This is a genomic window from Pseudoxanthomonas sp. Root65 (assembly GCF_001427635.1).
Taxonomy (GTDB): Bacteria; Pseudomonadota; Gammaproteobacteria; order Xanthomonadales; family Xanthomonadaceae; genus Pseudoxanthomonas_A.
Window position 1 is genome coordinate 1676528 of record NZ_LMHA01000001.1, and the last position, 26869, is coordinate 1703396.

22 protein-coding genes and 1 pseudogene are annotated in these 26869 nt (G+C 67.5%); 11 read left to right on the plus strand and 12 right to left on the minus strand.

The window, feature by feature from the left end:
- Positions 1-54: 54 nt before the first annotated feature.
- Together ASD77_RS07370 and ASD77_RS07375 are read right to left on the minus strand one after the other, a co-directional pair.
- On the minus strand, positions 55-258 hold the full coding sequence (locus ASD77_RS07370) for a DUF2061 domain-containing protein (protein WP_055939478.1): 204 nt from the start codon (positions 256-258) through the stop codon (positions 55-57).
- Between the two features lie 106 nt (positions 259-364).
- On the minus strand, positions 365-1300 hold the full coding sequence (locus ASD77_RS07375) for a hypothetical protein (protein WP_055939480.1): 936 nt from the start codon (positions 1298-1300) through the stop codon (positions 365-367).
- A 428-nt stretch (positions 1301-1728) separates the two neighbouring features.
- On the opposite strand from ASD77_RS07375, the gene ASD77_RS07380 reads away from it, so the two are divergent.
- From ASD77_RS07380 to ASD77_RS07420, 9 genes are all read left to right on the plus strand, one after another.
- Positions 1729-2100, plus strand: coding sequence for a hypothetical protein (locus tag ASD77_RS07380; RefSeq protein ID WP_055939483.1), 372 nt, complete (start codon positions 1729-1731; stop codon positions 2098-2100).
- Between the two features lie 24 nt (positions 2101-2124).
- A complete protein-coding gene (gene atpB / locus ASD77_RS07385; protein WP_055939486.1) occupies positions 2125-2922 on the plus strand; it encodes a F0F1 ATP synthase subunit A in 798 nt (265 codons plus the stop codon).
- A gap of 64 nt (positions 2923-2986) precedes the next feature.
- The gene (atpE, locus tag ASD77_RS07390) at positions 2987-3286 is read left to right on the plus strand and encodes a F0F1 ATP synthase subunit C (protein WP_055939490.1); all 300 of its coding nucleotides are present in this window, start codon (positions 2987-2989) and stop codon (positions 3284-3286) included.
- 105 nt (positions 3287-3391) lie between these two features.
- On the plus strand, positions 3392-3862 hold the full coding sequence (locus ASD77_RS07395) for a F0F1 ATP synthase subunit B (RefSeq protein WP_055939493.1): 471 nt from the start codon (positions 3392-3394) through the stop codon (positions 3860-3862).
- 17 nt (positions 3863-3879) lie between these two features.
- Positions 3880-4407, plus strand: coding sequence for a F0F1 ATP synthase subunit delta (locus ASD77_RS07400; RefSeq protein ID WP_055939496.1), 528 nt, complete (start codon positions 3880-3882; stop codon positions 4405-4407).
- A 46-nt stretch (positions 4408-4453) separates the two neighbouring features.
- On the plus strand, positions 4454-6001 hold the full coding sequence (gene atpA / locus ASD77_RS07405; protein ID WP_055939499.1) for a F0F1 ATP synthase subunit alpha: 1548 nt from the start codon (positions 4454-4456) through the stop codon (positions 5999-6001).
- Between the two features lie 111 nt (positions 6002-6112).
- Positions 6113-6976 carry a F0F1 ATP synthase subunit gamma gene (atpG, locus tag ASD77_RS07410; RefSeq protein WP_055939501.1) on the plus strand — a complete coding sequence of 288 codons (864 nt, stop codon included), beginning with the start codon at positions 6113-6115 and terminating at the stop codon, positions 6974-6976.
- Positions 6977-7122: 146 nt separating this feature from the next.
- Entirely contained in the window at positions 7123-8529 is a 1407-nt protein-coding gene (gene atpD / locus ASD77_RS07415; RefSeq protein WP_055939504.1) for a F0F1 ATP synthase subunit beta, read from the plus strand.
- Between the two features lie 107 nt (positions 8530-8636).
- The gene (locus ASD77_RS07420; protein ID WP_055939508.1) at positions 8637-9062 is read left to right on the plus strand and encodes a F0F1 ATP synthase subunit epsilon; all 426 of its coding nucleotides are present in this window, start codon (positions 8637-8639) and stop codon (positions 9060-9062) included.
- Positions 9063-9272: 210 nt separating this feature from the next.
- Here ASD77_RS07420 and ASD77_RS07425 read toward each other — a convergent pair whose 3' ends face one another.
- Positions 9273-9677, minus strand: a complete 405-nt coding sequence (locus tag ASD77_RS07425) for a GtrA family protein (protein ID WP_055939511.1) — start codon at positions 9675-9677, stop codon at positions 9273-9275.
- A gap of 119 nt (positions 9678-9796) precedes the next feature.
- On the opposite strand from ASD77_RS07425, the gene glmU reads away from it, so the two are divergent.
- Positions 9797-11164, plus strand: a complete 1368-nt coding sequence (glmU, locus tag ASD77_RS07430; RefSeq protein ID WP_055939513.1) for a bifunctional UDP-N-acetylglucosamine diphosphorylase/glucosamine-1-phosphate N-acetyltransferase GlmU — start codon at positions 9797-9799, stop codon at positions 11162-11164.
- 178 nt (positions 11165-11342) lie between these two features.
- Here glmU and ASD77_RS07435 read toward each other — a convergent pair.
- From ASD77_RS07435 to ASD77_RS07465, 7 genes and pseudogenes are all read right to left on the minus strand, one after another.
- Positions 11343-12743, minus strand: a pseudogene (locus tag ASD77_RS07435) (HAMP domain-containing sensor histidine kinase); the annotation flags it as partial.
- Positions 12668-14005, minus strand: a complete 1338-nt coding sequence (locus ASD77_RS07440) for a sigma-54 dependent transcriptional regulator (RefSeq protein ID WP_055939520.1) — start codon at positions 14003-14005, stop codon at positions 12668-12670. The pseudogene ASD77_RS07435 and the gene ASD77_RS07440, both read right to left, overlap by 76 nt.
- Before the next feature lie 3 nt (positions 14006-14008).
- A complete protein-coding gene (locus tag ASD77_RS07445; RefSeq protein WP_055939523.1) occupies positions 14009-15223 on the minus strand; it encodes an ABC transporter permease in 1215 nt (404 codons plus the stop codon).
- Between the two features lie 23 nt (positions 15224-15246).
- Positions 15247-16470 (minus strand): FtsX-like permease family protein, encoded by a 1224-nt coding sequence (locus tag ASD77_RS07450; RefSeq protein ID WP_055939525.1) that lies wholly within the window; start codon positions 16468-16470, stop codon positions 15247-15249.
- A 146-nt stretch (positions 16471-16616) separates the two neighbouring features.
- Positions 16617-17927: an ABC transporter permease gene (locus tag ASD77_RS07455; protein ID WP_055939528.1), complete on the minus strand. Its 1311-nt coding sequence runs from the start codon at positions 17925-17927 to the stop codon at positions 16617-16619.
- Positions 17928-18050: 123 nt separating this feature from the next.
- A complete protein-coding gene (locus ASD77_RS07460) occupies positions 18051-18779 on the minus strand; it encodes an ABC transporter ATP-binding protein (protein WP_055939531.1) in 729 nt (242 codons plus the stop codon).
- Positions 18780-18930: 151 nt separating this feature from the next.
- Positions 18931-20199 (minus strand): efflux RND transporter periplasmic adaptor subunit, encoded by a 1269-nt coding sequence (locus ASD77_RS07465; protein ID WP_055941147.1) that lies wholly within the window; start codon positions 20197-20199, stop codon positions 18931-18933.
- 194 nt (positions 20200-20393) lie between these two features.
- Between ASD77_RS07465 and glmS the strand changes: the two genes are divergently transcribed.
- On the plus strand, positions 20394-22220 hold the full coding sequence (gene glmS / locus ASD77_RS07470; protein WP_055939535.1) for a glutamine--fructose-6-phosphate transaminase (isomerizing): 1827 nt from the start codon (positions 20394-20396) through the stop codon (positions 22218-22220).
- Here the strand turns inward: glmS and ASD77_RS07475 are convergent, their stop codons facing one another.
- Positions 22221-24008, minus strand: coding sequence for a Mur ligase family protein (locus ASD77_RS07475; protein ID WP_055939538.1), 1788 nt, complete (start codon positions 24006-24008; stop codon positions 22221-22223).
- A 52-nt stretch (positions 24009-24060) separates the two neighbouring features.
- Positions 24061-26859: a cyanophycin synthetase gene (gene cphA / locus ASD77_RS07480; protein WP_055939542.1), complete on the minus strand. Its 2799-nt coding sequence runs from the start codon at positions 26857-26859 to the stop codon at positions 24061-24063.
- Positions 26860-26869 lie beyond the last annotated feature (10 nt).

A 26869-nucleotide genomic window follows, 5' to 3' on the forward strand; every position in this document is an offset into this window, starting at 1 on the left:
GCCCGGAAAGAAAGAGGCCACGCGGATGCGTGGCCTTTTTCATGGGTGCCCGGCTCAGGCCGGCAAAGGGGCGGCCCGCATCGCGCGGCGCGCCTCGATCCGCTTCCACACCTTCTCGTGGAAGTGGAACACCACGGTGTTGCACGCCGGTTCGATCAGGGCCAGCGCGCCACCCACCAGCAGGCTGCCGGTGAACAGGTAGCCCAGGGTGAAGGCCACCGCGAAATGCAGGATCGCGAAGCTCAGGGTCTTGTTCACGGCGGGGCTCCAGATGAGAACTGGTCTCAAGTATGGGCGCCCCGCACGTGTCGTCCAATGAAACGTTCTGCTGGAACCGATAAGCAGTGACTATCGATCAGCCTGCTCAGAACCGGAAGGTCACGCCGGCCATCGGCCCATGGACCTTGAACTCTCCGGTGAGTTTGCCGGCGACATCGACCGTGCCGACGCCGGTTTCCGGCGGAGCCTCGAACGAGCCGCGATAGTCGTTGCTGAGCTTCAGGCGGAACCAGTCATAGCCCACGTGAATGCCCAGGCGCTCGGTCACCAGATATTCGACCAGCAGGCCGCCGCGCTCGAAATGGCCGCGCTCGTCGATGAAGTCGCCCCAGCGCGTATCCAGGTACTGGGCCTGTGCCTCCACGCGAAGGCGCTCGGTCGGCGCCCAGCTGACCCGCGTGTGCAGGTTGGGTGAGGTGCCGTCCTTCTTCCAGCTGAAAGACTCCCATTGCGGGTCGACCTCACCGGTGCCCGTGCTCGTGCCGGTACCCCGGGCTTCCAGCGTCGCATGGGTGACGCCGGCGCCAAGCGCCCACTGGAACCGCGGAGCATCGACCACGGCGAACTCGTAGTTGAGGCTGGCCAGCTCGAAGCTGAGGCGACCATCGATGTCGATGGCGGGGATTTCCACCGGTTCGCCGGGAATCTCGACCTCATCGAAGATGTTGCCCGGGTCGACCCAGTCGCCGTCGAAGTTCCAGGACTGGTCGCGCCGGTAATCGTAGTAGTTCAGGCGCAGCGATTGCCGGGGCGACATGTGGAAGGCGAGCTCGCCGCGTGGCCGCCAACGGCCATCCGAATCGATGCTGCCCGCCGCCGCCAGGTCCTCCGAGCGCTCGCCGTCGGTGGCGACGCCGGTGCCGTCAAAGCGGATGTTGGCCTCGGGATTGAAAGCCGACAGCCGGATCTCGAAGCGGGCGTCGTCGGCGAAGTCCTGTGCAGCGGCAGCGGTCGTGGCGCACGCCAGCGGCAGGCAGGCGAGGAGGGATACGAAGGAGGGGGTGTTGCGGGGGCGGGACATGGGCGCTCCATGCGTCGAGGGGGAGCACTACCTTCATGGCTCCCCGGTCGTCATCGGGTGAATTGGATGAACGACACTGCCGACGAAGCGCGGAATTCGCGCCTGCCGATCCCGCAAAAGGTGAAGCCCCGGGGGCAGCCGGGGCTTCGTGAAAGGCCTGCAACGGAGCATCGGACGAGGAAGTTGAGCGGCAGGCCCTGCAACGACTGACAGGCAGTGTCCATCAAAGTTCCAGAAAATTCCCGGGAAAATTCTGAACAGGGGAAACGGTTACACGCAGGCGGGGCAAGGGCTGCGGCCCTATCTCGGCCAAAAGCCCGGTTTTTGACCTTTGGCGGTTGTCCCGGAAATTGTCCCGCTGCTATACTTTTGCGGCTCGGCGAGGCGCTTTACCGCCTTGTACCCCGCCAATTCCGTAGGGCTTTCGTGTGCTGAATTCCGTCGCTACGGGCCGGCGGCTGGTGTTGCGCGCCGCCGTCTGGCAGACGGCAGCGGTACTGCTGGTCGCGCTGCTGTTCCTGCTTTGGGGCATGCCCCAGGCGGTCGCGGCGGCCACCGGCGGCCTGGCGATCGTGGTAGGCGCTCTGCTGGCGGCCTGGATGGCCTTCGGCGGTGGCGTGCTCGGGGCCGTTTCGGCGGTGCTGAGGCTGGTCGCGGGGATGGTGGTTAAGTGGGTCGTGGTGATCGGTGTGCTGGTCGTTGGCGCGGGGCTGTACAAGCTGCCTCCGCTGCCTCTGCTGGCAGGCGTGATCACCGGACTGGTGGCACAGGTGCTGGTCGCGACCGGCAAGCAGCGATAACCCAACTAGAAAGGTTTCCGACTCATGGCGGGCGAGGCTCTTACTCCCACCAGCTACATCCAGCACCACCTGAAGAACCTCACGGCCCAGGTGGGCGGTGACGGTCCGTTCTGGACGATCAACGTCGACACCTTAGTGACCGCCGTGCTGATGGGTCTGGTCATCGTGTTCGCCTTCTGGATGGCCACGCGCAAGGCCACCGCCGGCGTGCCGGGCAAGTGGCAGGCGTTCGTCGAGATCATGCTCGAGTTCGTCGACAAGCAGGCCCGCGACACCTACCACGGGACCAGCAAGCTGGTGACGCCCATCGCGATCACCATCTTCTTCTGGATCCTGATGATGAACCTGCTGAAGATGATCCCGGCCGACTTCATCGCCAAGCCGCTCGAACTGATGGGCGTGCACTACTGGAAGCCGGTCCCGACCGCCGACGTCAACGCTACCCTGGGCATGTCGATCAGCGTGTTCTTCCTGATGCTGGTGTTCGCCTTCCGCTCGAAGGGCCTGGGCGGCTTCGCGCACGAATTCCTGACGGCGCCGTTCGGCAAGTGGATGATGCCGTTCAACCTGATCCTCAACATCGTCGAATGGGTCAGCAAGCCCATCTCACTGGCGATGCGACTGTTCGGCAACATGTTCGGCGGCGAGATCGTCTTCCTGCTGATTTGGGTGCTGGGCGGCGCCGGCATCCTCGGCATGCTCGGCGGTGCGACGTTCGGCCTGGGGTGGATGCTGTTCCACCTGCTGGTCATCCCGCTGCAGGCGTTCATCTTCATGATGCTGTCGATCGTCTACCTCAGCTTGTCCGAAGACAGCCACTAACGTTTCCGCTTCACCGTTCCCTTCGTACCATCCACCTTCAAGCAATTAAGTTCCGGAGATCACCATGGAAAGCATCCTCACCAACCTCGCCCAGGTCCAGGCTTCGACCGCCCTCGCCATCGGCATCATGATCGGCCTGGCCGCGCTGGGCGCCGGTCTGGGTCTGGCCATCATGGCCGGCAAGTTCCTGGAATCGGCTGCCCGCCAGCCGGAACTGATCCCGGTCCTGCAGGTGCGCATGTTCATCACCGCCGGCCTGATCGACGCCGCGTTCATCATCTCGGTCGCCGTCGGCCTGCTGTTCGCCTTCGCCAGCCCGTTCATCACGATCTTCACCGAACAGCTGGCCAAGCTGGCGGGCTGATCCGTCGCGTGCACGCCTGACCCCGGGTCTCGGCCCGCGGTCAGTCACCAGGCGTAGCTGGGCCGGCGCGATGTGCGCAGGCCCTTCATCACCGGCAGGTTTACGATGAATATCAATCTCACTCTGTTCGCCCAGGCGCTGGCCTTCGCCGGCCTGATCTGGATCATTGCGACCAAAATCTGGCCGCCGCTGCTGGCTGCCATTGAAGAGCGCCAGCAGAAGATCGCCGAAGGCCTGGCCGCTGCCGACCGCAGCCAGAAGGATCTGGCGCAGGCCCAGGAAAAGGTCAACGAGGCGTTGAAGGAAGCCCGCGTCAAGGCCAACGAGATCATCGACCAGGCCCACGCGCGCGCCAACCAGATCGTCGATGCGGCCAAGAACGACGCGATCGCCGAAGCCAACCGCCAGAAGGCGCTGGCCGAAGCGGAGATCGACGCCGCCACCACGCGTGCCCGCGAGGACCTGCGCAAGCAGGTGTCCGCACTGGCCGTCAGCGGTGCCGAGAAGCTGTTGAAGCGCGAGATCGACGCCAACGCCCACAAGGCGCTGCTCGACGAACTCGCCGCCGAAATCTGATCCGGACGATCTGATCGATGAGCCAGGCCCTTACCGTCGCCCGCCCCTACGCCCGCGCTGCCTTTTCGATGGCGCGTGACGAAGGCAACCTCGCTGCCTGGTCGCAGGCGCTGGATTTCGCCGCGCATGTCGCGGCGGATCCGCGCGTGGCCGCGCTGCTGCCCAACCCGCAGCTGCTGCCCGCCGAGGCGGTGACGCTGTTGGCGCAGGACGGAGCGAGCGAGACGTTCACCCGTTTCCTCGCCATCCTCGCCGATGCACGCCGCCTGCCGCAGTTGCCGGAGATCGCCGGCCTGTTCGAAGAGCTGCGTGCCGAAGCCGAACACATCGTCAAGGCGAAGGTCACCTCCGCCACGACGCTGTCGGCCGGCGAGCTGGACGTGATCAAGGCGGCGTTGAAGAAGCGCTTCGGCCGCGAGGTCGAGGTCGAAACGGCGGTCGACGCATCGCTGATCGGCGGCGCCGTGATCGATGCCGGCAGCGTGGTGATCGACGGCTCCCTGAAGGGCAAGCTGGCGCGCCTGCAGTCGGCGCTGACGCACTGAATTCCCATTGAACCGCCGCGCGCGAGCCGGCACACAGGACTTACCCATGGCAACCACGCTCAACCCCTCTGAAATCAGCGACCTGATCAAGACCCGTATCGAGAAGGTCAAGCTGGCCGCGGAGTCGCGCAATGAAGGCACGGTCACCTCCGTGTCCGACGGCATCGTGCGCATCTTCGGCCTGGCCGACGTGATGCAGGGCGAAATGATCGAGCTGCCGAACAACACCTATGCGTTGGCGCTGAACCTGGAGCGCGATTCGGTGGGCGCGGTGGTCCTGGGCGACTACGAGCACCTGCGCGAAGGCGACGTGGCCAAGACCACCGGCCGCATCCTGGAAGTGCCGGTCGGTCCGGAAATGCTCGGCCGCGTGGTCAACGCGCTGGGCGAGCCGATCGACGGCAAGGGCCCGCTGGGCACCTCGCTGACCGCGCCGGTGGAGCGCGTGGCCCCGGGCGTGATCTGGCGCAAGTCGGTCGACCAGCCGGTGCAGACCGGTTACAAGTCGGTCGACGCGATGATCCCGATCGGCCGCGGCCAGCGCGAGCTGATCATCGGCGACCGCCAGACCGGCAAGACCGCGATGGCCATCGACGCCGTGATCAACCAGAAGGGCACCGGCATCAAGTGCGTGTACGTGGCGATCGGCCAAAAGGCCTCGACCGTGGCCAACATCGTGCGCAAGCTGGAAGAGAACGGCGCGCTGGCCCACACCGTGGTCGTCGCCGCCACCGCCTCCGAGTCGGCCGCGATGCAGTACATCAGCGCCTACTCCGGCTGCACCATGGGCGAGTACTTCATGGACCGCGGCCAGGACGCCCTGATCGTGTACGACGACCTGTCCAAGCAGGCCGTGGCCTACCGCCAGATCTCGCTGCTGCTGAAGCGTCCGCCGGGCCGCGAAGCCTATCCGGGCGACGTGTTCTACCTGCACTCCCGCCTGCTCGAGCGCGCCGCCCGCGTCTCCGAGGAGTACGTGGAGAAGTTCACCGAAGGCAAGGTCACCGGCAAGACCGGTTCGCTGACGGCGCTGCCGATCATCGAAACGCAGGCCGGCGACGTGTCTGCGTTCGTGCCGACCAACGTGATCTCGATCACCGACGGCCAGATCTTCCTGGAAACCGACCTGTTCAACGCCGGCATCCGCCCGGCCGTGAACGCCGGCATCTCGGTGTCGCGCGTCGGTGGCGCCGCGCAGACCAAGATCATCAAGAAGCTGTCGGGCGGCATCCGCATCTCGCTCGCCCAGTACCGTGAGCTGGCCGCGTTCGCGCAGTTCGCCTCGGACCTGGACGAAGCCACCCGCAAGCAGCTCGAGCGCGGCCAGCGCGTCACCGAGCTGATGAAGCAGAAGCAGTACGCGCCGATGTCCATCGCCCTGCAGGCGCTGTCCATCTACGCCGTCAACGAGGGTTACCTGGACGACGTGCCGGTCGGCAAGATCCTGGCGTTCGAAGACGCGCTGCACGCGCACTTCACCAACACCCAGGGCGCGCTGGTCGACACGGTCAACAGCACCGGCAACTGGAACGACGAGATCGAAGGCGCCTTCAAGAAGGGCATCGCCGAGTTCAAGCAGACCGGTACCTGGTAAGCCGGGATTCGTGATTCGGGATGGGTGATGCGGCAAAGCAAGCGCCGCACCACCGAGCCCTCCAGTCACGAATCACCAATCACGAATCACCGCGAGCGAAGCGAGTAGAAGATGGCAGGCGGACGCGAAATCAAAACCAAGATCAAGAGCGTGCAGAACACCCGCAAGGTGACGCGCGCGCTCGAGATGGTCTCGGCCTCCAAGATCCGCAAGGCGCAGGACCGCATGAAGACCTCGCGTCCATACGCGCGGGCGATGAAGCAGGTGATCGGCCACCTGGCCCAGGCCAATACCGACTACCAGCATCCCTTCATGGTGGAGCGCAAGGACGTCAAGCGCGTCGGCTTCATCATCGTGTCGTCCGACCGCGGCCTGGCCGGCGGCCTGAACAACAACCTGTTCCGCAAGATGCTGGGCGAGATCCGCCAGTGGAACGAGAAGGGCGTCGAGGTCGACGTGGTCACCATCGGCCAGAAGGCCTCGGTGTACTTCCGTCGGGTCAAGGTCAACATGCTGGCCAGCGTGTCGCACCTGGGCGACGCCCCCAAGCTCGACCAGCTGATCGGCGTGATCAAGGTGATGCTGGATGCCTACACCGAAGGCAACCTGGACCGCGTGTTCGTCGTCTACAACGACTTCGTCAACACCATGACCCAGCGCGCCGCGTTCGACCAGTTGCTGCCGCTGCCGGCGTCGGAGACGCAGGTCGCGCACCACGACTGGGACTACATCTACGAACCCGATGCCGAGACCGTGCTGGACCACGTGATCACGCGCTACATCGAGTCGCTGGTGTACCAGGCCGTGCTGGAGAACATCGCGTCCGAGCATGCGGCGCGCATGGTGGCCATGAAGGCCGCCAGCGACAACGCCAACAAGCTGATCGGCACCCTGCAGCTGGTCTACAACAAGGCCCGCCAGGCGGCGATCACCCAGGAAATTTCCGAGATCGTCGGCGGCGCGGCCGCAGTGTAAGAGCCGGGATTCGGCATTCGGGATTAGGGATTCGCAAAAGCAGCGCAGCGCGCTTCAGCGAATCCCGAATCTCCAATCTCGAATCCCGCACAAACCAACGGGCGGCCCAGCCGCACAACCGAACAAGTTAAATCGGAGCAGCAAACATGAGTCAGGGCAAGATCGTTCAGATCATCGGTGCGGTGGTTGACGTCGAATTCGCGCGCAATGAAGTGCCGAAGGTGTACGACGCGCTGAAGGTGGAGAACACCGCCATCACGCTCGAAGTGCAGCAGCAGCTCGGCGACGGCGTGGTGCGTACCATCGCCCTCGGCTCGACCGACGGCCTGAAGCGCAACCTGATCGCCGTGAACACCGACAAGGCCATCTCGGTGCCGGTCGGCGCCGGCACGCTGGGCCGCATCATGGACGTGCTGGGCAACCCGATCGACGAAGCCGGCCCGGTGCAGGCGTCGGACCACTGGGAAATCCACCGTTCGGCCCCGTCGTACGAGGACCAGTCCTCGGCCAACGATCTGCTGGAAACCGGCATCAAGGTCATCGACCTGATGTGCCCGTTCGCCAAGGGCGGCAAGGTCGGCCTGTTCGGCGGTGCCGGCGTCGGCAAGACAGTCAACATGATGGAACTGATCAACAACATCGCCAAGGCGCACTCGGGTCTGTCCGTGTTCGCCGGCGTGGGCGAGCGTACCCGCGAGGGCAACGACTTCTACCACGAGATGAAGGACTCCAACGTCCTCGACAAGGTGGCGATGGTGTACGGCCAGATGAACGAGCCGCCGGGCAACCGCCTGCGGGTCGCGCTGACCGGCCTGACCATGGCCGAGTACTTCCGCGACGAGAAGGACGCGTCCGGCAAGGGCAAGGACGTGCTGCTGTTCGTCGACAACATCTACCGCTACACGTTGGCCGGTACCGAAGTGTCGGCGCTGCTGGGCCGCATGCCGTCGGCCGTGGGTTACCAGCCGACGCTGGCCGAGGAAATGGGCGTGCTGCAGGAGCGCATCACCTCGACCAAGACCGGTTCGATCACCTCGATCCAGGCCGTGTACGTGCCCGCGGACGACCTGACCGACCCGTCGCCGGCCACCACGTTCGCCCACTTGGACGCGACCGTCGTGCTGAGCCGCAACATCGCCTCGCTGGGCATCTACCCGGCGGTGGATCCGCTCGACTCGACCAGCCGCCAGCTGGACCCGAACGTCATCGGCCACGAGCATTACGACACCGCGCGCCGCGTGCAGTCGACGCTGCAGAAGTACAAGGAACTGAAGGACATCATCGCCATCCTCGGCATGGACGAGCTGTCCGAAGAAGACAAGCAGGCCGTGTCGCGCGCGCGCAAGATCGAGCGCTTCTTCAGCCAGCCGTTCCACGTGGCGGAAGTGTTCACCGGCTCGCCGGGCAAGTACGTGTCGCTGAAGGACACGATCCGCGGCTTCAAGGCGATCGTCGACGGCGAGTACGACCACCTGCCGGAGCAGGCGTTCTACATGGTCGGCGGCATCGAAGAAGCGGTCGAGAAGGCCAAGAAGCTCGCCGAGAAGGCGTAAGGGCGAGTAGCGAGAGTAGAGAAGTGAGGAGTGAGTAAAGCCACTCCGCCCACTTCTCACTCCTCTCCACTCACTCCTCCTACCGCACGAACAGGCCAGACAGACCCATGACCACCACCATCCGTTGCGACATCGTCAGTGCCGAGCAGGAGATCTTCCACGGTGAAGCCACCCTGGTCGTCGCCACCGGCGAACTGGGCGAACTCGGCATCGCGCCGAAGCACGCGCCGCTGATCACCCGCCTGAAGCCGGGCAAGGTGGTGGTGACGCTGGCCAGCGGCGAACAGCTGGACTTCGCCATCTCCGGCGGCATCCTGGAAGTGCAGCCGCAGGTCGTCACCGTGCTGGCCGATACCGCGATCCGCGCGCAGGACATCGACGAAGCCTCGGTCCGCAAGGCCAAGGAAGAAGCCGAGCGCATCCTCGCCAAGCAGGATCCGAAGATGAGCATCGAGGAAGCCCAGGCCCAGCTGGCCATGAGCATCGCCCAGCTCAGCGCACTGGAGCGCCTGCGCAAGAACCTCAAGCACTGAGCTCCTTCGCCATCGCACCCTCGGAACGCCGGCCTCGCGCCGGCGTTTTCGTGTCCGGCGTCCGCTTCACGAAAAACCACAACCAATGCCGGGTCGCCGTTCCGTAGCGTGCGCCATGCGCACGACCGCGCGACGCCGGCATCGCTTCACCTCTTCAACGCGCCACGATCCGGGCAACCCATCGTGCGCATAGCGCAGGCTACGCCGTCCTCAGCGATAGACCACGTGCCGCCAGAGGAAGAACGCCACGATGGCCAGCAGGCCTTCGACCAGCGGCTTGGCCAGCCAGGCCAGCTGCAGTCCCAGTGCGCTGGCGACCCCGCTCACGGCCAGTGTGCTCAGCACGGTCAGGGGCACCCAGACCGCCAGGAAACGGCCAAGCCGGCGCCAGCCCAGTCGGGCCTGGCCGTCGTGGGCGAACGTCACCCGTCCGTTGAGCCAGAAACCGAGCAGCGCACCGGCCACGCGGCCGACGATGTTGCCCGGTGCCGCGGGTACGCCCAGCGCCGTCGCGCCGACGAACACCATCCAGTCCAGCAGCAGTTGCAGCAGTCCGACGACGAGGAAGCTGCTGCCCTGGCGGACCAGCGTCTGGCGTGGCGGGGAAGGCGTCATCACCGCATGTTACCTGCGGCCGCGCGGGCGGTGGCACCACGCCGCCACGATCTGCGTTCCACAGGGGAATTGCTACCATGCGACGTCTTCGCACCACCGTACTCATCAGGGAAGTCCACATGAAGCCACTCCACGTCGTCATCCTCGCCGCTGGTGAAGGCAAGCGCATGAAGTCCGCGCTGCCGAAGGTGCTGCAGCCGATCGCCGGGCGGCCGATGCTGGCGCATGTGATCGAAGCCGCAGCGGCCCTGTCGCCGGCAGGCATCCACGTGGTCTATGGCCATGGTGGCGACCAGGTGCAGGCGGCCTTCGCCGACCAGACGGCGCTGCACTGGGCGCACCAGGCGCAGCAGCTCGGCACGGGTCACGCGGTCGCCCAGGCGATGCCGGAGATTCCCGACGGCGCGCGCGTGCTGGTGCTGTACGGCGACGTGCCGCTGACGCGCAGCGAGACGCTGCAACGACTGCTCGACGCGCCGGGTCGCCTGGCGGTGCTCGTGGCGGAGCCGACCGACCCGACCGGTTACGGCCGCATCGTCCGCGACGAAGCGGGTCGGGTAGCGGCGATCGTCGAACACAAGGATGCGGACGAAGAGCAGCGCCGCATCCGCACCATCAATACCGGGATCATCGCGGCCGACAGTAGTGCGCTCAAAGGATGGCTGGCGCGGCTGTCCAATGACAACGTGCAGGGCGAGTACTACCTCACCGATGTGTTCGCGATGGCGGCCGAAGAATTCACGCCGGCGGAAATGGTGCTCGTCGGCGAGCCGATCGAAGCCGAAGGTGCGAACGATCCGTGGCAGCTCTCGCAGCTGGAACGCGCCTACCAGCTGCGCGCCGCGCGCGCGCTGTGCACGCAGGGCGCACGCCTGATCGACCCGGCGCGCTTCGACCAGCGCGGCATCGTGAAGGTAGGCCGCGATGTGCAGATCGACGTGGACGTCGTACTGGAAGGTGAGGTCGAGCTGGGCGACGGCGTGGTCGTCGGGCCGTTCTGCCGGCTGAAGGACGTCAGGCTGGGCGCCGGCACGCAGGTGCGCGCGCACTGCGATCTGGACGGCGTGGTCAGCGAGGGGGCCGCCCTGATCGGTCCGTATGCGCGCCTGCGTCCCGGCACGCAGCTGGCCGACGGCGTGCATGTCGGCAATTTCGTCGAGACCAAGAACGCGAGGATCGGCGTGGGCAGCAAGGCGAACCACCTGACGTATCTGGGCGACACGGTGATCGGCACCGGCACCAACATCGGCGCCGGCACCATCACCTGCAACTACGATGGCGTGAACAAGTCCACGACGACCATCGGCGACCGCGTGTTCGTCGGTTCCAACTCGTCGCTGGTCGCGCCGGTGACGCTGGCCGACGGCGCGACCATCGGCGCGGGTTCGGTGATCTCGAAGAATGCACCTGCGGACCAGCTGACGGTTGCACGCGCCCGTCAGGTGACCATCGAAGGCTGGCAGCGGCCGGTGAAGAAGCCGAAGTGACGTAGGGCGGGCTCAAGCCCGCCATGGGTGGGGCATCCAGACGAACGTCCGTTGAAGCGGGATCGCGGCGGCCAGCCCTCACCCCTTGCCCTCTCCCGGCGGGAGAGGGGGCGTGGGTGCCATGCGGGTCCGGCTTCGAGCGCCGACGAGTGGATGTTGTGTCCGGCCCTCGGACAGATCAGTTTTCGGGCAGCTGGATCGACACGCACAGCCCGCCCCCTTCGCGGTTGTGCAGCGACAACCGGCCGCCGTGCGCTTCGATGATCTCGCGGGTCAGTGCCAGGCCCAGGCCGGTACCGTTGCGCTTGGTGGAATAGAACGGCACCAGGGCGTTCTGCAGCACGGCGTCGTTCATGCCGGTGCCGCGGTCCATCACCTCGATGCGAAGCCAGTCGGGCAGCCGCGTCAGCCTCACCGACACACCGTCGGCGCTGCCGCCGGCTTCGTGCGCGTTCTTGAGCAGATTGAGGACGGCCTGCTCCAACTGCGGCACGTCGATGCGGCCATCGATCTCCGCTTCCGACATCACCAGCTCGAAGCCGATCTGCCGCTGCAGCCCCTCGAAGAACGCGCGCCAGTGCACCGTCTGCAACTGAGGCGAAGGCAGCTTGGCGAAGCGGGCGTAGCCGCGGATGAAGCCTTCCAGATGGCGTGCACGGTCCTCGATGGTGCCGAACACCTCTTCCAGCCGCTCATGACGCCCGCGGCGCACCAGCTCCGCACCGGAATGCGCGAGCGACGCCACCGGCGCGAGCGAATTGTTGAGCTCATGGCTGATCACGCGGATGACCTTCTTCCACGTCATCACCTCCTGCCGCCGCAGCTCGTTGGTCAGCAGGCGCAGCAGCAGCAACTCGTGCGGACGGCCGTTGAGGCGGAAATGGCGGCGGGCGAGGTGGTAGACCTGCTCCTCGCCGTCTTCCTCCTCGCTGCCAATGGCGAACAGGCTGTCGCCGCTGCGGCCGAGCGCCTCGCGCATCTCGACGGGCGAGGCCTCGATCAGGGCGTCGTAGTCCTGGCCTTCCAGCTTCCAGCCGCTGTGCAGCAGCTTGCGCGCGGCCACGTTGGCGAAGATCACCCGCCGGACGCCGTCGCCCCCCGGCGCGATCAACAGCATCGCGACCGGCGTGTTCTGCACCATGGTGTCGAGCAGCAACTCGCGCTGCACCAGGCTCAGCCGCTGCTCGCGCAGCACATCGCCGAGCGAGGCATGCGCCTGCACCAGTTCCGCCAGCTCATCGTTGCCGCGCCAGTGGATGCCGAAGTTGTATTCGCCGTCGCGGTAGCTGTTGACGCTGCCGGCCAGGGCGCGGAACAGCGAGTAGGTGCTGCGCAGGCCGCGCCGGATCGCCCACATCGCCAGCGGCAGCACCACGATGGCGGAGACAAGCACCGCGACCACGTCGTCGCCGATCCAGTGCGACAGCACGACCGGCAGCACCACGGCCAGCGCCAGCAGCGGCAGCAGCCAGGACAGCACGCGGCCGGCGAGCGAGCGACGGATCATGGCGCCTTGATGCCGAAGCGTTCCATGCGGCGGTACAGCGCCTGCCGGCTCATGCCGAGATCGGCGGCGGCCTGCGCGATGACACCGCCGGCACGGGCGAGGGCGGTTTCGATGTCGGCACGCTCCGGTTCCGCGACGACGGGGGTGCGCACCGGCGCAGGGCGGGGCAGGTTGAGGTCCGCCGCTTCGATGCGCTCGCCCATCGCCAGCAGGCCGGCGCGCTGGATGACATTGCGCAGCTCGCGCACGTTGCCCGGCCAGGCGTGGCGCAGCAACGCGGCGCGCGCGCTTTCGCCCAGCGGCTTGTCGGCGGGGCGGAAGCGCTCGGCCAGCGGCAGGATGTCGCCGGGACGCTCGGCCAGCGGTGGCAGGGCAAGCTCGATCGCATTGAGGCGGTAGTAGAGATCTTCGCGGAACGTGCCGTCGCGGATCATCGCCGGCAGGTCGGCATTGGTCGCGCTGATGACGCGCACGGTGACGTGGCGCTCGCGGTTGGAACCGAGACGCTCGAAGCGGCCGGTCTCCAGCACCCGCAACAGCTTCATCTGGCCGGTCAGCGGCAGGTTGCCGATCTCGTCGAGGAACAGCGTGCCGCCGTCGGCCGCTTCGAACTTGCCTTCGCGCGCCTTGTTGGCGCCGGTGTAGGCGCCGGCGTCGGCACCGAACAGTTCGGCTTCGATCAGTTCCGACGGCAGCGCGCCGCAGTTGAGGGTGACGAAGGCGCCAGCCTTGACGCTGGAGTTGGCCTGGATGATCTCGGCGATCTTCTCCTTGCCGGCGCCGTTCGGTCCGGTGATCAGCACCGGCAGGTCGGAGCGCGCGACCTGGCAGGCCAGTGCGACCACGCGTTCGCTGGCGGGATCCTCGAACACCAGGTTGCGCAGGTCGTACTTGCTCGACAACTGGTCGCGGCCGCGGCGCTCGCGGCTGCGACGGCGTTCCAGTTCGCTACGCGCCTCCGCCAGTTCCAGCAGCGTGTTGACGGTGGCCAGCAGCTTGCGGTCGTCCCAGGGTTTGGCGATGTAATCGGCCGCGCCGGCCTTCACCAGGTTCACCGCGACCTCGAGGTGCGTCCACGCGGTCAGCAGGATCACCGGCATGTCCGGCCACTGCATGCGGATGTCGGCGAACAGCTGCTCGCCTTCCGCGCCGGAAGTGGTGTCCTGGGTGAAGTTCATGTCCTGGATGACCAGGTCGACCGGCTGCTCGCGCAGCAGCGCCAGGCCGGCCTTCGGAGACTCGGCATGCAGGGTGTCGATATCGTGCAGCGAGAACAGGACTTCCAGCGCCGTGCTGACGGCGCGGTTGTCGTCGATGACGAGGATGGTGGGCATGCGCTATAGCCTAACCGAAGGACTGCGACTGACGAGGTGCGGCGGAATGCGGAAGGCACGCATCGCAACCCATGTCGCCATCAAGGAAAGCGCTGCCGTGCAGCCCGCTGCCAGCAAGGCGGTTTCCAACGGGGAGAGGATGGGCAAACCACCCGACAGCCGGAAGGCGATCGGCGAACCCGCTATCAGCCCGCCGAGCATCGCGCCCAGTCCGGCCAACGCCCCCAGTTCCAGGCCCCATTCGCGCACGAGCTGGCGGCGACTCGCACCGAACGCCAGTCGCAGGCTGAGTTCCAGTCGTTGATGTCGGGCCATCCACTCGGTTGCGAACAGCAGCGTCGCCAGCAGGACCAGCGCACCGAGGCCTGCGCCTGCCGAAAGCATTCTTGGCAGCACGGGGCGAAGCGATGCCATCGCGATGCGGTCGGCGGAGAGCGGGCGCGATGCACGGGAGAGTCCGCGTGGGTACGCCTTCTTCAACACGTGCTCCACGGCTGTCGATACGCGGACCCGATCTCCGCTCCCGCTGCGCACCAGCAACGGGCCCAGCCGTGCGTCGGCAGGTGCGGTAGGCAACAGGATGGAAAAGCCGTCGGGATTCAGGCGGAACCCGTCCGCGGCGGCAGGAAGCGCGTCGACGACGCCGATGACGGTCAGCGGAGCGTCGTGATGGATGTGCAGGCGTCCGCCGATGGCGGATGTGCCGGGAAACAGGCGTTCGGCCAGGCTGGCGCTGATGATCGCCGGCGCGCCGCGGACATGCAGGCGGGTCTGGTCGCCGCTGTAGGCGCTGAAGTCGGCGGGAGCGAAATCGCGCCCTTGGATCAGCTGCAGTCCCAGTGTCGGCACCATCGCGTCGGTTCCGAAGTAGATGGCGACCACCGCGGCGGCGTCCCGGGCATCGTCCTTCCATGCGCGGGCCGCCCACGACACGTCGTGCGAGTACGGCGACTGGTTGGCGACAGCGGCATGGCGTACGCCCGGCACGGAACGGACCAGTTCAAGGACATCCGCTGAGGGAAGCGGCACGTTGTCGACCGTGTCCAGGCGGGGGAACACGGTGATCTCGTCTTCCGGCAGTGCGGGCGGTGGCGTTGGCATGGCTCGCCATGCGGACCATGCCCACGATGCCAGCACGATGAAGGCCACGACTTCCGCCACCAGCAGGCCGCTCCACCAGGGGTGCCGCCCCAGCAGCAACAGGCGTGAGCGGACCATGGCGACGGCGCGGGGCGGTGGAATCAGGCCGTGCGCGTCGCCACCGCCGGCGGCACCGAGGCGGCGCGGCGCGCCGGCCCGTACACGGCCACCTGGCCGAGCAGCCACAGCAGCACCGCGCCGACCGGCAGGTACAGCAGCGGCAGGCGCGGCAGTTCGTACTTGCCCATCAGCAACTGGTTGATGCCGTACGCCAGGATCATGCCGATGACGATGCCGATGGTGGCCAGCAGGAAGTTCTCGGTCTGGAAGTAGCGCAGGATCTGTCCCTTGGTCGCGCCGAGTGCACGGCGGATGCCGATCTGCTTGGTGCGCTGCTGCACCCAGAAGCTGGCGAGGCCGACGATGCCCAGCGCGGTGACGATGAGCAGCGAGACGATCACGGTCAGCAGCAGCCAGGCCATGGCGCGGTCACCGCGATAGTAGTTGTCCATGATCTCGGTGAACGTGCCCTCGCGCAGGATCAAGCGACGCGCGCTGTTCTTCTCCAGCGTGGCGACCGCGGCCTTCTGTACCTCGGCGCGGCGCGCGGGATCCGTGCGCAGCACGAAGGTGCCCAGGGTCATGTCCTTGGCCGGGAAGATCATCGTGTAACCGGCTTCCGCCGGGCCGCCGTTGTCGTTGGTGCGGATCAGGCGCTCGACCACGCCCACCACGCGGTGCGGCACGTTGTCGGCATTCCAGGCGTAGATGTTCTTGCCGATCGCGCTTTCGCCGGGGAACAGCTTGTTCGCCAGCTCGCGGCTCAGGATCACCGACGGCATGACGACCTTGGCGTTCTGCTTGTTCATCTCGGTCCAGTTGGAATACTCGTCCGCATTGAAGTCGCGGCCTTCGGCCAGTCGCAGGCCCAGCGTGTCGATGACGGATTCGCCGAGGTAGACATTGGCCTGGGCACTCGGGCGTTCCTGTTCGGGCGCGAGCTGGATGGAACTGTTCCACGACGAGTTGTCGAACGGCACGTGGTTGATGCTGCTGGCGGCCTTGACGCCGGGTAGCGCGCGCAGGCTGGCGACGTCCTGCTTCACCAGTGCGTCGGCCTCGGGGTTGTCGCCGATGTTGCCCATGCTGATGCGCACGATCTCTTCGTTCGCCAAGCCGGTGGGGCGATCGATGCGTTCCAGTCGCTGGGTGATCAGGAAGACCGCGTTGCAGATGATGGCGCACGACAGCGCCACTTCCAGCACGATCAGCGCGGCGGCCGTCTTGTGGCGGGCGAGGGTGGAAAGGATGGGGCGGATGTCCATGGTGGGCCTCTGGGGTTTCAGCCCCTTCCCCCGCATGCGGGGGAAGGTCGGGATGGGGGCACGTCGTCGAGCGGAGCGGAGGGAGGCGCCAAGGTCTTGCGGCGGCCCCACCCCAACCCTCCCCCGCAAGCGGGGGAGGGAGCGGATCATTGCGACTTGAGCTGGATGGCGGGCGTCACCTGCATCGCGCGCCATGCGGGCAACATGCCGGCCAGCAGGCTGGCGACGATCGCCAGCGCGAACGTGGCCAGCAGCATCTTCAGGTCCATGTGGGCAAGATCGGCGTAACCCGCCGGCTGCTGGCGGACCGCCAGCAGGCCCAGCCAGGCCAGCACCAGGCCCAGCACGCCGCCGACCAGGCCGACCGTGCCGGCTTCCACCAGGCATTGCGCGAAGATCGCCTTGCGCGTGGCACCGAGCGCCCGGCGCACACCGATCTGCGACGCACGGCCCAGGAATTTCGCCAGCAGCAGGCCCACGGTGTTGAGCAGGCAGACGGCCAGGAAGCCGAACGCCAGCCACACCTGCAGGCGCACATCGCCCGGCACCGCGCCCTGCTTGTCCAGCCACTGCATCACGTTGTGCAGGTCCACGTTGGTCGGACGCTCGAAACGGCCCGCCGCGCGCTGCTGGTCGGAGTAGTTGGCCAGGTACTGCTTGTACGCCGTGACCTTGGCCGGCGTGTCCAGTTCCACCCAGTACTGCAGCCACGAACACGGGGCATTGGGGCCACGCGAGCCTTCTTCGTCCCCACTGGAGTCGCCCCAGCAGTTCATGTTGCCCTGGGTGCCCATCTTCAGGCTGAGCGAGGTCCAGAACGGCACGAACAGCTGCTCCACTTCGGTGAAGCGGTCCTGCGTCATGTCGTAGAACTTCGGCGCGGGGCGCCATTCGTCCAGCACGCCGACGATGCGGAACGTACTGCCCGAAGCCGTGAGCTCACGGCCGACGCTGTTGGCGCCACCGAACAGCTTGTCGTTCAGCGCCTTGGAAATCACCGCGACACGTGCGCGCGATTCATCGTCGGCCGCCGACCAGCCATTGCCGTAACGGAACGGCACGTCGAACATCGGGAAGAAGTCCGCCGTGGTGTAGCGCGAATCCACGCGGAACGGTTCGATCTTGCCGTCCTGCGATTCCACCGACGACGCGCCACCGGTCATCAGTGCCTGGCGGTCGGCCTTCTTGTCTTTCAGCAGACGCTCGGCGTCGTAGCGGGTGAACTGGTCTTCCGGCTCGTCGCCGGGCGTGAAGCCGTTCGCCGATCGCGGCTCGATGCGGGGATAGAACAGCTTGTCGCTCTTCTGCGGGATCGGGTCGCCGGACAGCACGTAGAACACGGTCAGCGTGGTCATGCTGGCGCCGATGCCCAGCGCGATGGCCAGCACCATCAGGAAGGTCAGCGCCTTGTTGCGCTTGAAGCTGCGCAGCGCGAGGGAGAAGTAGTAGCCGAACATGGCGGGCTCCAGGAGAAGCGAGGAGTGAGTGGAGAAGAGTGAGTAGTGAGTGGAGGCAACGGCATTCGCTTTCGCTCACGCCTCACTCTTCTCCACTCACTCCTGCGGGTTGATGCATCGCGCCTATACCGAAGCGCCAGCCCCCGCTTCGGCGGCGTGCGCCGCGCGGATCAGCGCCGGCTCCACCGACAGGTCGGTGGCCATGCCGTCCACGATGTGCACGTTGCGCTGCGCGCGCGCGGCCAGTTCGGGATCGTGCGTGACCATGATGATGGTGGTGCCCTGGCGGTTGATCTCTTCCATCAGTTCCATCACGCCGCGCGCCATCTGCGAGTCCAGGTTGCCGGTCGGTTCGTCGGCCAGCAGCAGGCGCGGGCTGCCCGCCAGCGCGCGTGCGATCGCCGTGCGCTGCTGCTGTCCGCCCGACAGTTCGGCCGGGAAGTGCTTCATGCGCGAGCCCAGGCCCACGCGGGCCAGGGCATCCTCGATGCGCTGCTTGCGCTCGGCGGCCGGCATGCCGCGGTAGCGCAGCGGCACGTCGACGTTGTCGAACAGGTTGAGGTCGGGGATCAGGTTGAAGCCCTGGAAGATGAAGCCGATCTTCTGGTTGCGCAGGCGCGAGCGCGCGTCATCGCCCAGATGACTGACGTCCTGCCCGTCGAGCAGGAACTGGCCGCCGGTAAAGGTCTCCAGCAGGCCGGCGATGTTGAGGAAGGTGGTCTTGCCGGAGCCCGACGGCCCGGTGACCGCGACGAACTCGCCCTCGCGGACATGCAGGTCGAGCGAACGCAACGCATGCGTTTCCACCTGTTCGGTGCGGTAGACCTTGGCGACTTGGCGCATCTCTAGCATGGTGGATTCCTTTGGAGCGGGTGGTGGGTGGAGAGGGGTGGGACGTGAGGGGGGTCAGGTAGAGAAGTGAGTGGAGAGGAGTGAGGAGTGAGGGGAAAAGCGGGGCGGTTGCCTTTGCTCACTCCTCACTCCTCGCTTCATCACTCACTCCTCAATTCACGGATACCCGCTCGGCATCGCCGAACAGGTCGCTGCCGGAGACGACGACCTTGTCGCCGGGCTGCAGGCCGCTCAGCACTTCGATGTTGCTCAGGCTGCTGACGCCCAGCTGCACCGGGCGGCGTACGGCGGAGTTGCCGTCCATGACGTAGGCCTGGCGGCCACCGCCCTGTTCGAGGAACGGGCCGCGTTCGACCATCAGCACGTTGCGGCGGGTTTCCATCAGGATGCGTGCGGACAGGCGCTGGTTCTGGCGCAGGCCGGGCGGCTGCTTGTCGGAGAAGCGCAGGCGGGTGACGACTTCGCCCCCCACCACTTCCGGCGAGACCGCGGAGATTTCGCCCGGATACGGCTGGCCGGCGCTGGTCAGCGTGGCCGGCATGCCGATGGCGAGATCGCGCGCGAAGCTTTCCGGCACCTTGATCTCGACTTCGAACACCGACAGGTCCACCACGCTGAGCACCGGCGCGTTGATGGCCACGTTCGAGCGCTGCACGGCCTGGATCTGGCCGACCTGGCCATCGAACGGCGCACGCAGCGTCAGTGCATCCACCTGGCGCTGCACCTCGGTCACCACGGCGCGCTGGCGCTGGGCCAGCAACTGCTTGTTGCGTGCATCCAGGCCGGCGCCCTGGCCCTGCAGGCCGGCGTCCTTGCGCGCGTGGGCCAGCGCGATCTCGGCCTTGCGCAGGTTGTCCTGCGCTTCCAGCACGTCGACCTGCGGCACCGCGCCGCCCTCGAAGCCGCGCTGGTAGCGCTGCAGGGTGCGTTCGGCGGCCTGGCGCTCGATCTCGGCCTGGTCCAGCGCCTTCTGCGCGTTGGCGCGGGTGACGCTGGCATCCAGCGTGGCGCGGCTGGATTCGGCTTCCATGCCGGCGAGGGTCGTCTGCTCCTGCGCCAGCTTGCTGCGCAGCTCGGGGCTGTCGATCTCGGCCAAGGGCTGGCCCTTGGCGACCTTGTCGCCGGCTACGACCTTCAGCGTGACCACGCCGCCGGCGACGGCGTACAAGGTGGGACTGTTGGCGGCGATGACGCGACCGTCGGCGGCGATGTCGCGGACCAGGTCGCCCCGGGTGACCTCGGCGATGCGCAGGCGTGCGCCATCCACCGACGCGGTGCCCGCCAGCCAGCCGCCGGCGGCGAAGACGATGCCCGCCAGCAGCAGGACGCCGCCGGCGGCGGGCAAGACCCACCGGCGCCAGGCCGGCCGGGTCTGCGAGGCACTGAGTACACGGTCTTGGGCGGAGGTGTCCCGAATCATCGGCGGCATGCGTTCTTTGGAGTGACCTGCCTGTCTCAGCAGGATGCGTGCCAAACGCAAGCGATTGATTTCACAAGGGGTTGTCCGGTCCAGACGACTGTCCGGGTGTCCGCGGACACCGTGCGGACAGGGCCTGTCCAGTGCCGGACACGTAGAATGTCCGCTCGTTTCACTCAGATGGAAGACACAAGCCTATGTGCGGAATTGTGGGCGCGATCGCCGATCGCGACGTGGTGCCGGTACTGATCGAAGGACTGAAGCGGCTGGAATACCGGGGCTACGATTCCGCGGGCATCGCGGTGGTCGAGCAGCAGGACGTGCGGCGCGTGCGCCGCACCGGCCGCGTGGCCGAGATGGAAGGCGCCGCCGCCGCCGAGGGCTTCAACGCCCGCCTCGGCATCGGCCACACACGCTGGGCGACCCACGGTGGCGTCACCGAGGCCAACGCGCATCCGCACATCAGCCACGGCGTGGCGCTGGTGCACAACGGCATCATCGAGAACCACGAGGAGCAGCGCGAGAAGCTGCGCGCGCTCGGCTACGTGTTCGAGTCGCAGACCGATACCGAGGTCATCGCGCACCTGATGCACCACCACCTGCAGGGCGGCGACGACTTGCTTGCGGCGCTGCAGCGCACGGTGAAGGAACTGACCGGCGCCTACGCGCTGGCCGTGGTCAGCCGCAAGGAGCCGGACCGCATGGTCTGCGCGCGCATGGGCTGTCCGCTGCTGATCGGCCTGGGCGAGGGCGAGAACTTCATCGCCTCCGATGTCTCCGCGATCCTGCAGGCCACGCGCCGCGTGATCTTCCTGGAAGAAGGCGACACCGCCGAGGTCACCCGCGCGGGCGTCAACGTGTTCGACGGCCAGGACCAGCCGATACAGCGCGACGTGCACGTTTCCGACGTGTCGCTGGCCTCGCTGGAGCTGGGCCCGTACCGCCACTTCATGCAGAAGGAGATCCACGAGCAGCCGCGCGCGATCGCCGACACCATCGAGGCAGTGGTCGACGGCGGTTTCTCGCCCACGCTGTTCGGTGCCAACGCCGAAGCCGCGCTGAAGGACATCGAAGGCGTGCAGATCCTCGCCTGCGGCACCAGCTATTACGCCGGCATGACCGCGCGCTACTGGCTGGAAGCGATCGCTGGCGTGCCGTGCAACGTCGAGATCGCCAGCGAGTACCGCTACCGCGATGCCTACGCGAACCCGAAGCACCTGATCGTCACCATTTCGCAGTCCGGCGAAACCCTCGACACGATGGAGGCGCTGAAGTACGCCAAGTCGCTGGGCCACCAGCACACGCTGTCGATCTGCAATGTGCCGGAAAGCGCCATCCCGCGCGCCAGCGAACTGGTCTGCTACACGCGCGCCGGCACCGAGATCGGCGTGGCGTCCACCAAGGCCTTCACCACCCAGCTGGCGGCGCTGTTCCAGCTGACCGTGGTGCTGGGCAAGCTGCGCGGCAAGGTCACGCCGGAACAGGAAGCCGACTACCTGGAGCAGCTGCGCCACCTGCCGGGCAGCGTGCAGCACGCGCTGAACCTCGAGCCGCAGATCGCCGCCTGGGCCGAGCGCTTCGCGCCGAAGTCGGACGCGCTGTTCCTCGGCCGCGGCCTGCACTATCCGATCGCGCTGGAAGGCGCGCTCAAGCTGAAGGAAATCTCCTACATCCACGCCGAGGCCTACCCGGCTGGCGAGCTGAAGCACGGCCCGCTGGCGCTGGTGGACGCCGACATGCCGGTGGTGGTGATCGCGCCCAACGACGTGCTGCTGGAGAAGGTGAAATCCAACATGCAGGAAGTGCGCGCGCGCGGCGGCGAACTGTTCGTGTTCACCGACCAGGACAGCCACTTCAGCGAATCCGAAGGCGTGCACGTCATCCGCACCCCGCGTCACGTCGGTGTGCTCAGCCCCATCGTGCACACCATCCCCGTGCAGCTGCTGGCGTACCACACCGCACTGGCGCGCGGCACCGACGTGGACAAGCCGCGCAACCTGGCCAAGTCGGTGACGGTGGAGTGATCAGTCGCCGGCGACGGGATCGCCGGCCGACCATGCCTGCGCCTGCAATTGGTCGAGCAGGGCGGTGACCCGCTCGCGCGCGGCGACGCCGTGCACGGGCAGGGCAAGGCTGTCGCCGGGGCGGGCGGCGGACAGGATCAAACGCACGGCCTCGGTTTCGTCACGACATTCGTCGATGGCGCCGTCGGCCACGCCGTGGCGCACCAGCGCTGCGCGCAGCACGCGGCCCACCTCGCCGCTTTCGCGTCCGCGCATGTAGCCTTCCAGGTCCTTGAGCACCACGTGGTCGGGGTTAAACGACGCCGCAGTAGCGGCGAGGTCGGCGATGGCCCCGTCGCTGCGGTCGCCGGCCTGGCCGAGCAGCAGGTGCAGGCGTCCGCCGTCGCGGTGCGCCTGGCGGACCAGATCGAGAAACTGCGCCAGGCCATCGGGGTTGTGCGCGTAGTCCACGTAGACCTGCACCCCGCCGCCGAGCACCCAGCGCTGCAGGCGACCGGGGTTGTCGCGGTGGTCGCGGCCGAAGCGTGCGAGCACGGCGGCGATCGTCGCCGGCGCGATCCCCAGCCCGCTCGCGGCGAGGGCGGCGGCGGCGCCGTTCTGCACGTTGTGCGCAGCCAGGCCGCCGAGGGTCAGCGGCATGTCGGCGACCGCACCGAGATCGTGGGTGCGGGTACCGTCGAACAGCCACAGGTGGCCGTCACGCACGCCGCAGCTGCGGCGACCGTCGGCGCGCGCCTGCCGCAGCAGCGGATGGTCGTCGTCGGTGGAGAACCAGGCCAGCGGTACATCAAGACGCGCGGCATGCCGACGCAGCAGGTCGTTGTCGGCGTTGAGCACGAGCATGCCGTCGGCATCGATGGCGCGGGCGACGGTCAGCTTCACCTCGGCCAGGCCGTCGAGGTCGTGGATACCGTATTCACCGAAGTGGTCGGGACTGACGTTGGTGACCACGGCCACGTCGGCACGCTCGATCGCCAGGCCGCGGCGCAGCAGGCCGCCGCGCGCGGTCTCCAGGATCGCGGCCTGGGTCCGGCGATCACGCAGCAGGCTGCGCGCGCCGCCGGGGCCGGAGTAGTCGCCGCCCTCGATCAGGGCGCCGTCCAGGTAGAGGCCATCGGTGCAGCTGTTGCCGGTGTGCCAGCCGTGGGCGATGGCGATCGCGGTGAGCAGGCGCACGGTGGTGGTCTTGCCGTTGGAACCGGTGACGAGGGCCACCGGGATCGCATGCAGGTCCTGCCACGGCACGTCATCGGGCGTCGGCAGCGCGGGGTTGTCCCAGGTGCGGCTGCCGCTGCCCATACCGATGGACAGCTGCTCGTCGTCGAGCAGCAGCGGCAGGCCGTGCGTGCGCGCCGCCTCGCGCAGGGCGGGCAGGCGCGGCAGGCCTTCGGCCGCGGCGATCGCACGCAGCAGGCGCAGGTCCGCGTCTTCGTCGACGAACGAGGGATATCCGGGCTGCAGCGCGGGTTCGCCCATGTGCCTCCCGGCTGCGACCAGGGCGGACAGCCAGGCCCATTCGTCCACGTCGGCGGCCGCGTACAGCCTGTCGCCGGGTGCGGCGAAGGCGAGGCTGGCGCCGCTGGCGTGCTCGCGTACCGTCACCGGGCCTTCCGGCCAACCCAGGGCGGCGCGCGCGCGGGCGATACGCCGCTTCCAGTCCTCGATCAGTGCGGAGGGAACCGGTGCACCGACCAGGGTTTCCAGCACCGCACCCGGTCCGGCGAAGTACAGGTTGGGCCCGGTCAGGCGGCGCAGGTCGTCGAACGGCAAGGGAGCGGGTTCACTCATGTGGCGGGTCGTTCCTGGGGGGGGCGATCCGGCGGCTGCGGATCGCCGCCGCTCAATCGCTGCCTTCGTCATGACGCGCGAGCACCAGCCCGCGCTCTTCGCGGATCACGCCCTCCATCGCCGCCACGGCCGCCTCGTCGGCGGTAGGCGCCGGCGGCAGCGACGGCAACTCGATCGTGCGGGCGCTGCGCGGCTCGGCGCCTTCGGGCGCGAACTTGGTGATCTGCTTCCACGAGCGGGCCAGGGCATCGGCGAACACCAGCAGCAGGTCGCCGGGCCTGCCCATGCGCAGCGCGGCGTCGATGGCCTGCTGTTCGTCGGGGATCTGTTCGATCGCCGTCTCGGTCACGCCCGCCGTCTGCAGCGCGCGCGCGATGATCCGCGGCACTTCGTCGCCGTCGCGGCCGCGCAGGCTGTCGTCGCGCTTGACCACATAGTGGTCGAAGCGACCGGCCACCGCACGGGCGATGTCCTGGATGTCCTCGTCGCGGCGGTCGCCGGGGGCGGCCACCACCACGATCCGGCGTCCGGCCACCTCCAGGCGCTGGGCCAGATCGGCCATCATCCCCACCGCGTGTGCGTTGTGCGCGTAATCCATCACCACCTTGAACGGATGCTCGTCGTACACGTTCATCCGCCCGGGAGCCTGGAAGAAAGTGGTGTCGAAGGTGCGCAGGCCCTGGCGGATCGCGTCAAGCTTGATCCCCAGCGAGAACGCCATCGCCGCGGCGAACATCGCGTTCTGCACGTTGTGCAGGGCACGGCCTTCCAGCGTGGCCGGGATCAGGTGGGTCCACATCAGCGGAATGTGGCTGCCCTTGTCGTACAGGGTGACCATGTGGCCGTTGACGCCGGCCTCCAGCGCGCAGGCGCGACCGCCAGCGCGGATGTGCTCGCGCACCAGCGCGTGCGACGGGTTCATGGTGACGTAGCAGATCGTCTTCGCCTGCGTGTAGCCCGACATCTTCAGCACGTTGACGTCGTCGGCGTTGAGCACCGCGCAGTCCCGGGCCACCTCGACCACGATGCGCTTGATTTCCGCCAGCTGTTCCAGCGTGTCGATGCCCTTGAGGCCCAGGTGGTCGGCGGCGATGTTGAGCACCGCGCCCACGTCCACGTCCGGCACGCCCATGCCGGCGCGCAACAGGCCGCCGCGCGCGGTTTCCAGCACCGCCAGGTCGATATGCGGATCGGACAGCACCATCCGCGCCGACACCGGGCCGGTCATGTCGCCTTCCACCGTGCGCTGGCCATCGATGTAGACGCCGTCGGTGGTGGTCAGGCCCGGCGTGTAGCCGGCCATCTTGGTGATGTGGGCGAGCATGCGCGCGGTGGTGGTCTTGCCGTTGGTGCCGGTGACCGCCGCGATCGGTACGCGCGAGGGCGTGCCCGGCGGGAACAGCATGTCGATCACCGGGCCGGCGGCGTCGCGCGGCGTGCCTTCGCTGGGCGCGACGTGCATGCGGAAGCCCGGCGCGGCGTTCACTTCGCAGATCGCGCCGCCGATGTTCTTGTAGCTCTCGGCGATGTTGGGGCTGATGAAGTCCACGCCGCCCACGTCCAGGCCGATCGCGCGCACCGCGCGCACCGCCATGTCGCGGTTGTCGGGATGGATGACGTCGGTGACGTCGGTCGCGGTGCCGCCGGTGGACAGGTTGGCGGTGGAGCGCAGGAACACCACCTCGCCCTGCTTCGGCACCGCGTCGGCGGTGTAGCCGACGCGTTCCATCATCAGGTTCGCTTCGCGGTCTAGCTCCAGGCGCGTCAGCACTTTCTCGTGGCCGATGCCGCGGCGCGGGTCCTGGTTCACGATCTCGACGAGTTCGGTGATGGTCCTGCGGCCGTCACCGACCACGTGGCCGGGCGTGCGTCGTGTCGCCGCGATCAGTTCGCCATTGACCACCAGCAGACGATGGTCGGCGCCTTCCTGGAAGGTCTCGACGATGACCGAACGCGAATGCTCGCGCGCGGCGTCGAACGCGGCGCGGATCTCGTCGTCCCCGGTGATGTTGATGGTGATGCCGCGGCCATGGTTGCCGTTGTAGGGCTTGAGCACCACCGGCCCGCCGAGCCGTTGCGCGGCCTTGATCGCGTCGGTCTGGCTGGTGACCAGGTGCTGGCGCGGCACCGGCAGGCCGAGCGAGCCGAGGATCTTGTTGGTTTCCTCCTTGTCGCTGGCCAGTTCGACCGAGATGTGCGGCGTCTTGCCGGTGATGGTGGCCTGGATGCGCTGCTGGTACTTGCCGTGGCCGAACTGCACCAGCGACTGGTTGTTGAGTCGCAGCCACGGGATGCCGCGCTCCTCGGCCGCGCGCACCAGCGAGGCGGTGGACGGCCCCAGCGCGCGCCGCTGGGCGTAGCGGATGAAGTCGTCGCGCGCCGGTTCCCAGTCCCAGTCCTCGGGCACGCTGCCGGCAGGGCGGACGCCTTCGGGCATCAGCGAGCACAGCAGGCGCAGCGCCAGTTCGCCTGCGGCGATGCCTTCCTCGCGCTGGGCGTATTCGTAGACCACGGTGTAGACGCCCGCGCGACCGTCGACGCTGCGGGTCTTGCCGAAGGTGACGTCCTCGCCGGCGATGTTCTGCAGTTCGATCGCCACGTGTTCCAGCACGTGGCCCAGCCAGGTGCCTTCGCCCTCGCGCATGCGGCGCAGGAAACCGCCGGGCTCGCGGTAGGAACAGCCATGCTCGGCCAGGCCGGGCACCGCGGCCACCAGGCCGTCGATGAAGCCGGTGCCCAGGCGCGCGGTGGGCCACTGTTCCAGGTCGCCCAGGTCCAGCAGCAGCCGGATCACCGGGAAGTGCGCATGCTGCGACGGGCCAACGTAGACGGTGCGTTCGAGGATGCGCATGCAGGAGGTT

Bases quoted from the DNA above. Each gene is read 5' to 3' on its own strand.
- atpD (WP_055939504.1), top strand. From the start codon at position 7,123: ATGAGTCAGGGCAAGATCGTTCAGATCATCGGTGCGGTGGTTGACGTC.
- ASD77_RS07445 (WP_055939523.1), bottom strand. From the start codon at position 15,223: ATGGTCCGCTCACGCCTGTTGCTGCTGGGGCGGCACCCCTGGTGGAGC.
- ASD77_RS07475 (WP_055939538.1), bottom strand. From the start codon at position 24,008: ATGAGTGAACCCGCTCCCTTGCCGTTCGACGACCTGCGCCGCCTGACC.
- ASD77_RS07465 (WP_055941147.1), bottom strand. From the start codon at position 20,199: ATGATTCGGGACACCTCCGCCCAAGACCGTGTACTCAGTGCCTCGCAG.
- glmS (WP_055939535.1), top strand. From the start codon at position 20,394: ATGTGCGGAATTGTGGGCGCGATCGCCGATCGCGACGTGGTGCCGGTA.
- ASD77_RS07460 (WP_055939531.1), bottom strand. From the start codon at position 18,779: ATGCTAGAGATGCGCCAAGTCGCCAAGGTCTACCGCACCGAACAGGTG.
- glmU (WP_055939513.1), top strand. From the start codon at position 9,797: ATGAAGCCACTCCACGTCGTCATCCTCGCCGCTGGTGAAGGCAAGCGC.
- ASD77_RS07450 (WP_055939525.1), bottom strand. From the start codon at position 16,470: ATGGACATCCGCCCCATCCTTTCCACCCTCGCCCGCCACAAGACGGCC.
- atpB (WP_055939486.1), top strand. From the start codon at position 2,125: ATGGCGGGCGAGGCTCTTACTCCCACCAGCTACATCCAGCACCACCTG.
- ASD77_RS07425 (WP_055939511.1), bottom strand. From the start codon at position 9,677: ATGACGCCTTCCCCGCCACGCCAGACGCTGGTCCGCCAGGGCAGCAGC.
- atpE (WP_055939490.1), top strand. From the start codon at position 2,987: ATGGAAAGCATCCTCACCAACCTCGCCCAGGTCCAGGCTTCGACCGCC.
- ASD77_RS07420 (WP_055939508.1), top strand. From the start codon at position 8,637: ATGACCACCACCATCCGTTGCGACATCGTCAGTGCCGAGCAGGAGATC.
- ASD77_RS07400 (WP_055939496.1), top strand. From the start codon at position 3,880: ATGAGCCAGGCCCTTACCGTCGCCCGCCCCTACGCCCGCGCTGCCTTT.
- atpA (WP_055939499.1), top strand. From the start codon at position 4,454: ATGGCAACCACGCTCAACCCCTCTGAAATCAGCGACCTGATCAAGACC.
- ASD77_RS07375 (WP_055939480.1), bottom strand. From the start codon at position 1,300: ATGTCCCGCCCCCGCAACACCCCCTCCTTCGTATCCCTCCTCGCCTGC.
- ASD77_RS07440 (WP_055939520.1), bottom strand. From the start codon at position 14,005: ATGCCCACCATCCTCGTCATCGACGACAACCGCGCCGTCAGCACGGCG.
- atpG (WP_055939501.1), top strand. From the start codon at position 6,113: ATGGCAGGCGGACGCGAAATCAAAACCAAGATCAAGAGCGTGCAGAAC.
- cphA (WP_055939542.1), bottom strand. From the start codon at position 26,859: ATGCGCATCCTCGAACGCACCGTCTACGTTGGCCCGTCGCAGCATGCG.
- ASD77_RS07455 (WP_055939528.1), bottom strand. From the start codon at position 17,927: ATGTTCGGCTACTACTTCTCCCTCGCGCTGCGCAGCTTCAAGCGCAAC.
- ASD77_RS07395 (WP_055939493.1), top strand. From the start codon at position 3,392: ATGAATATCAATCTCACTCTGTTCGCCCAGGCGCTGGCCTTCGCCGGC.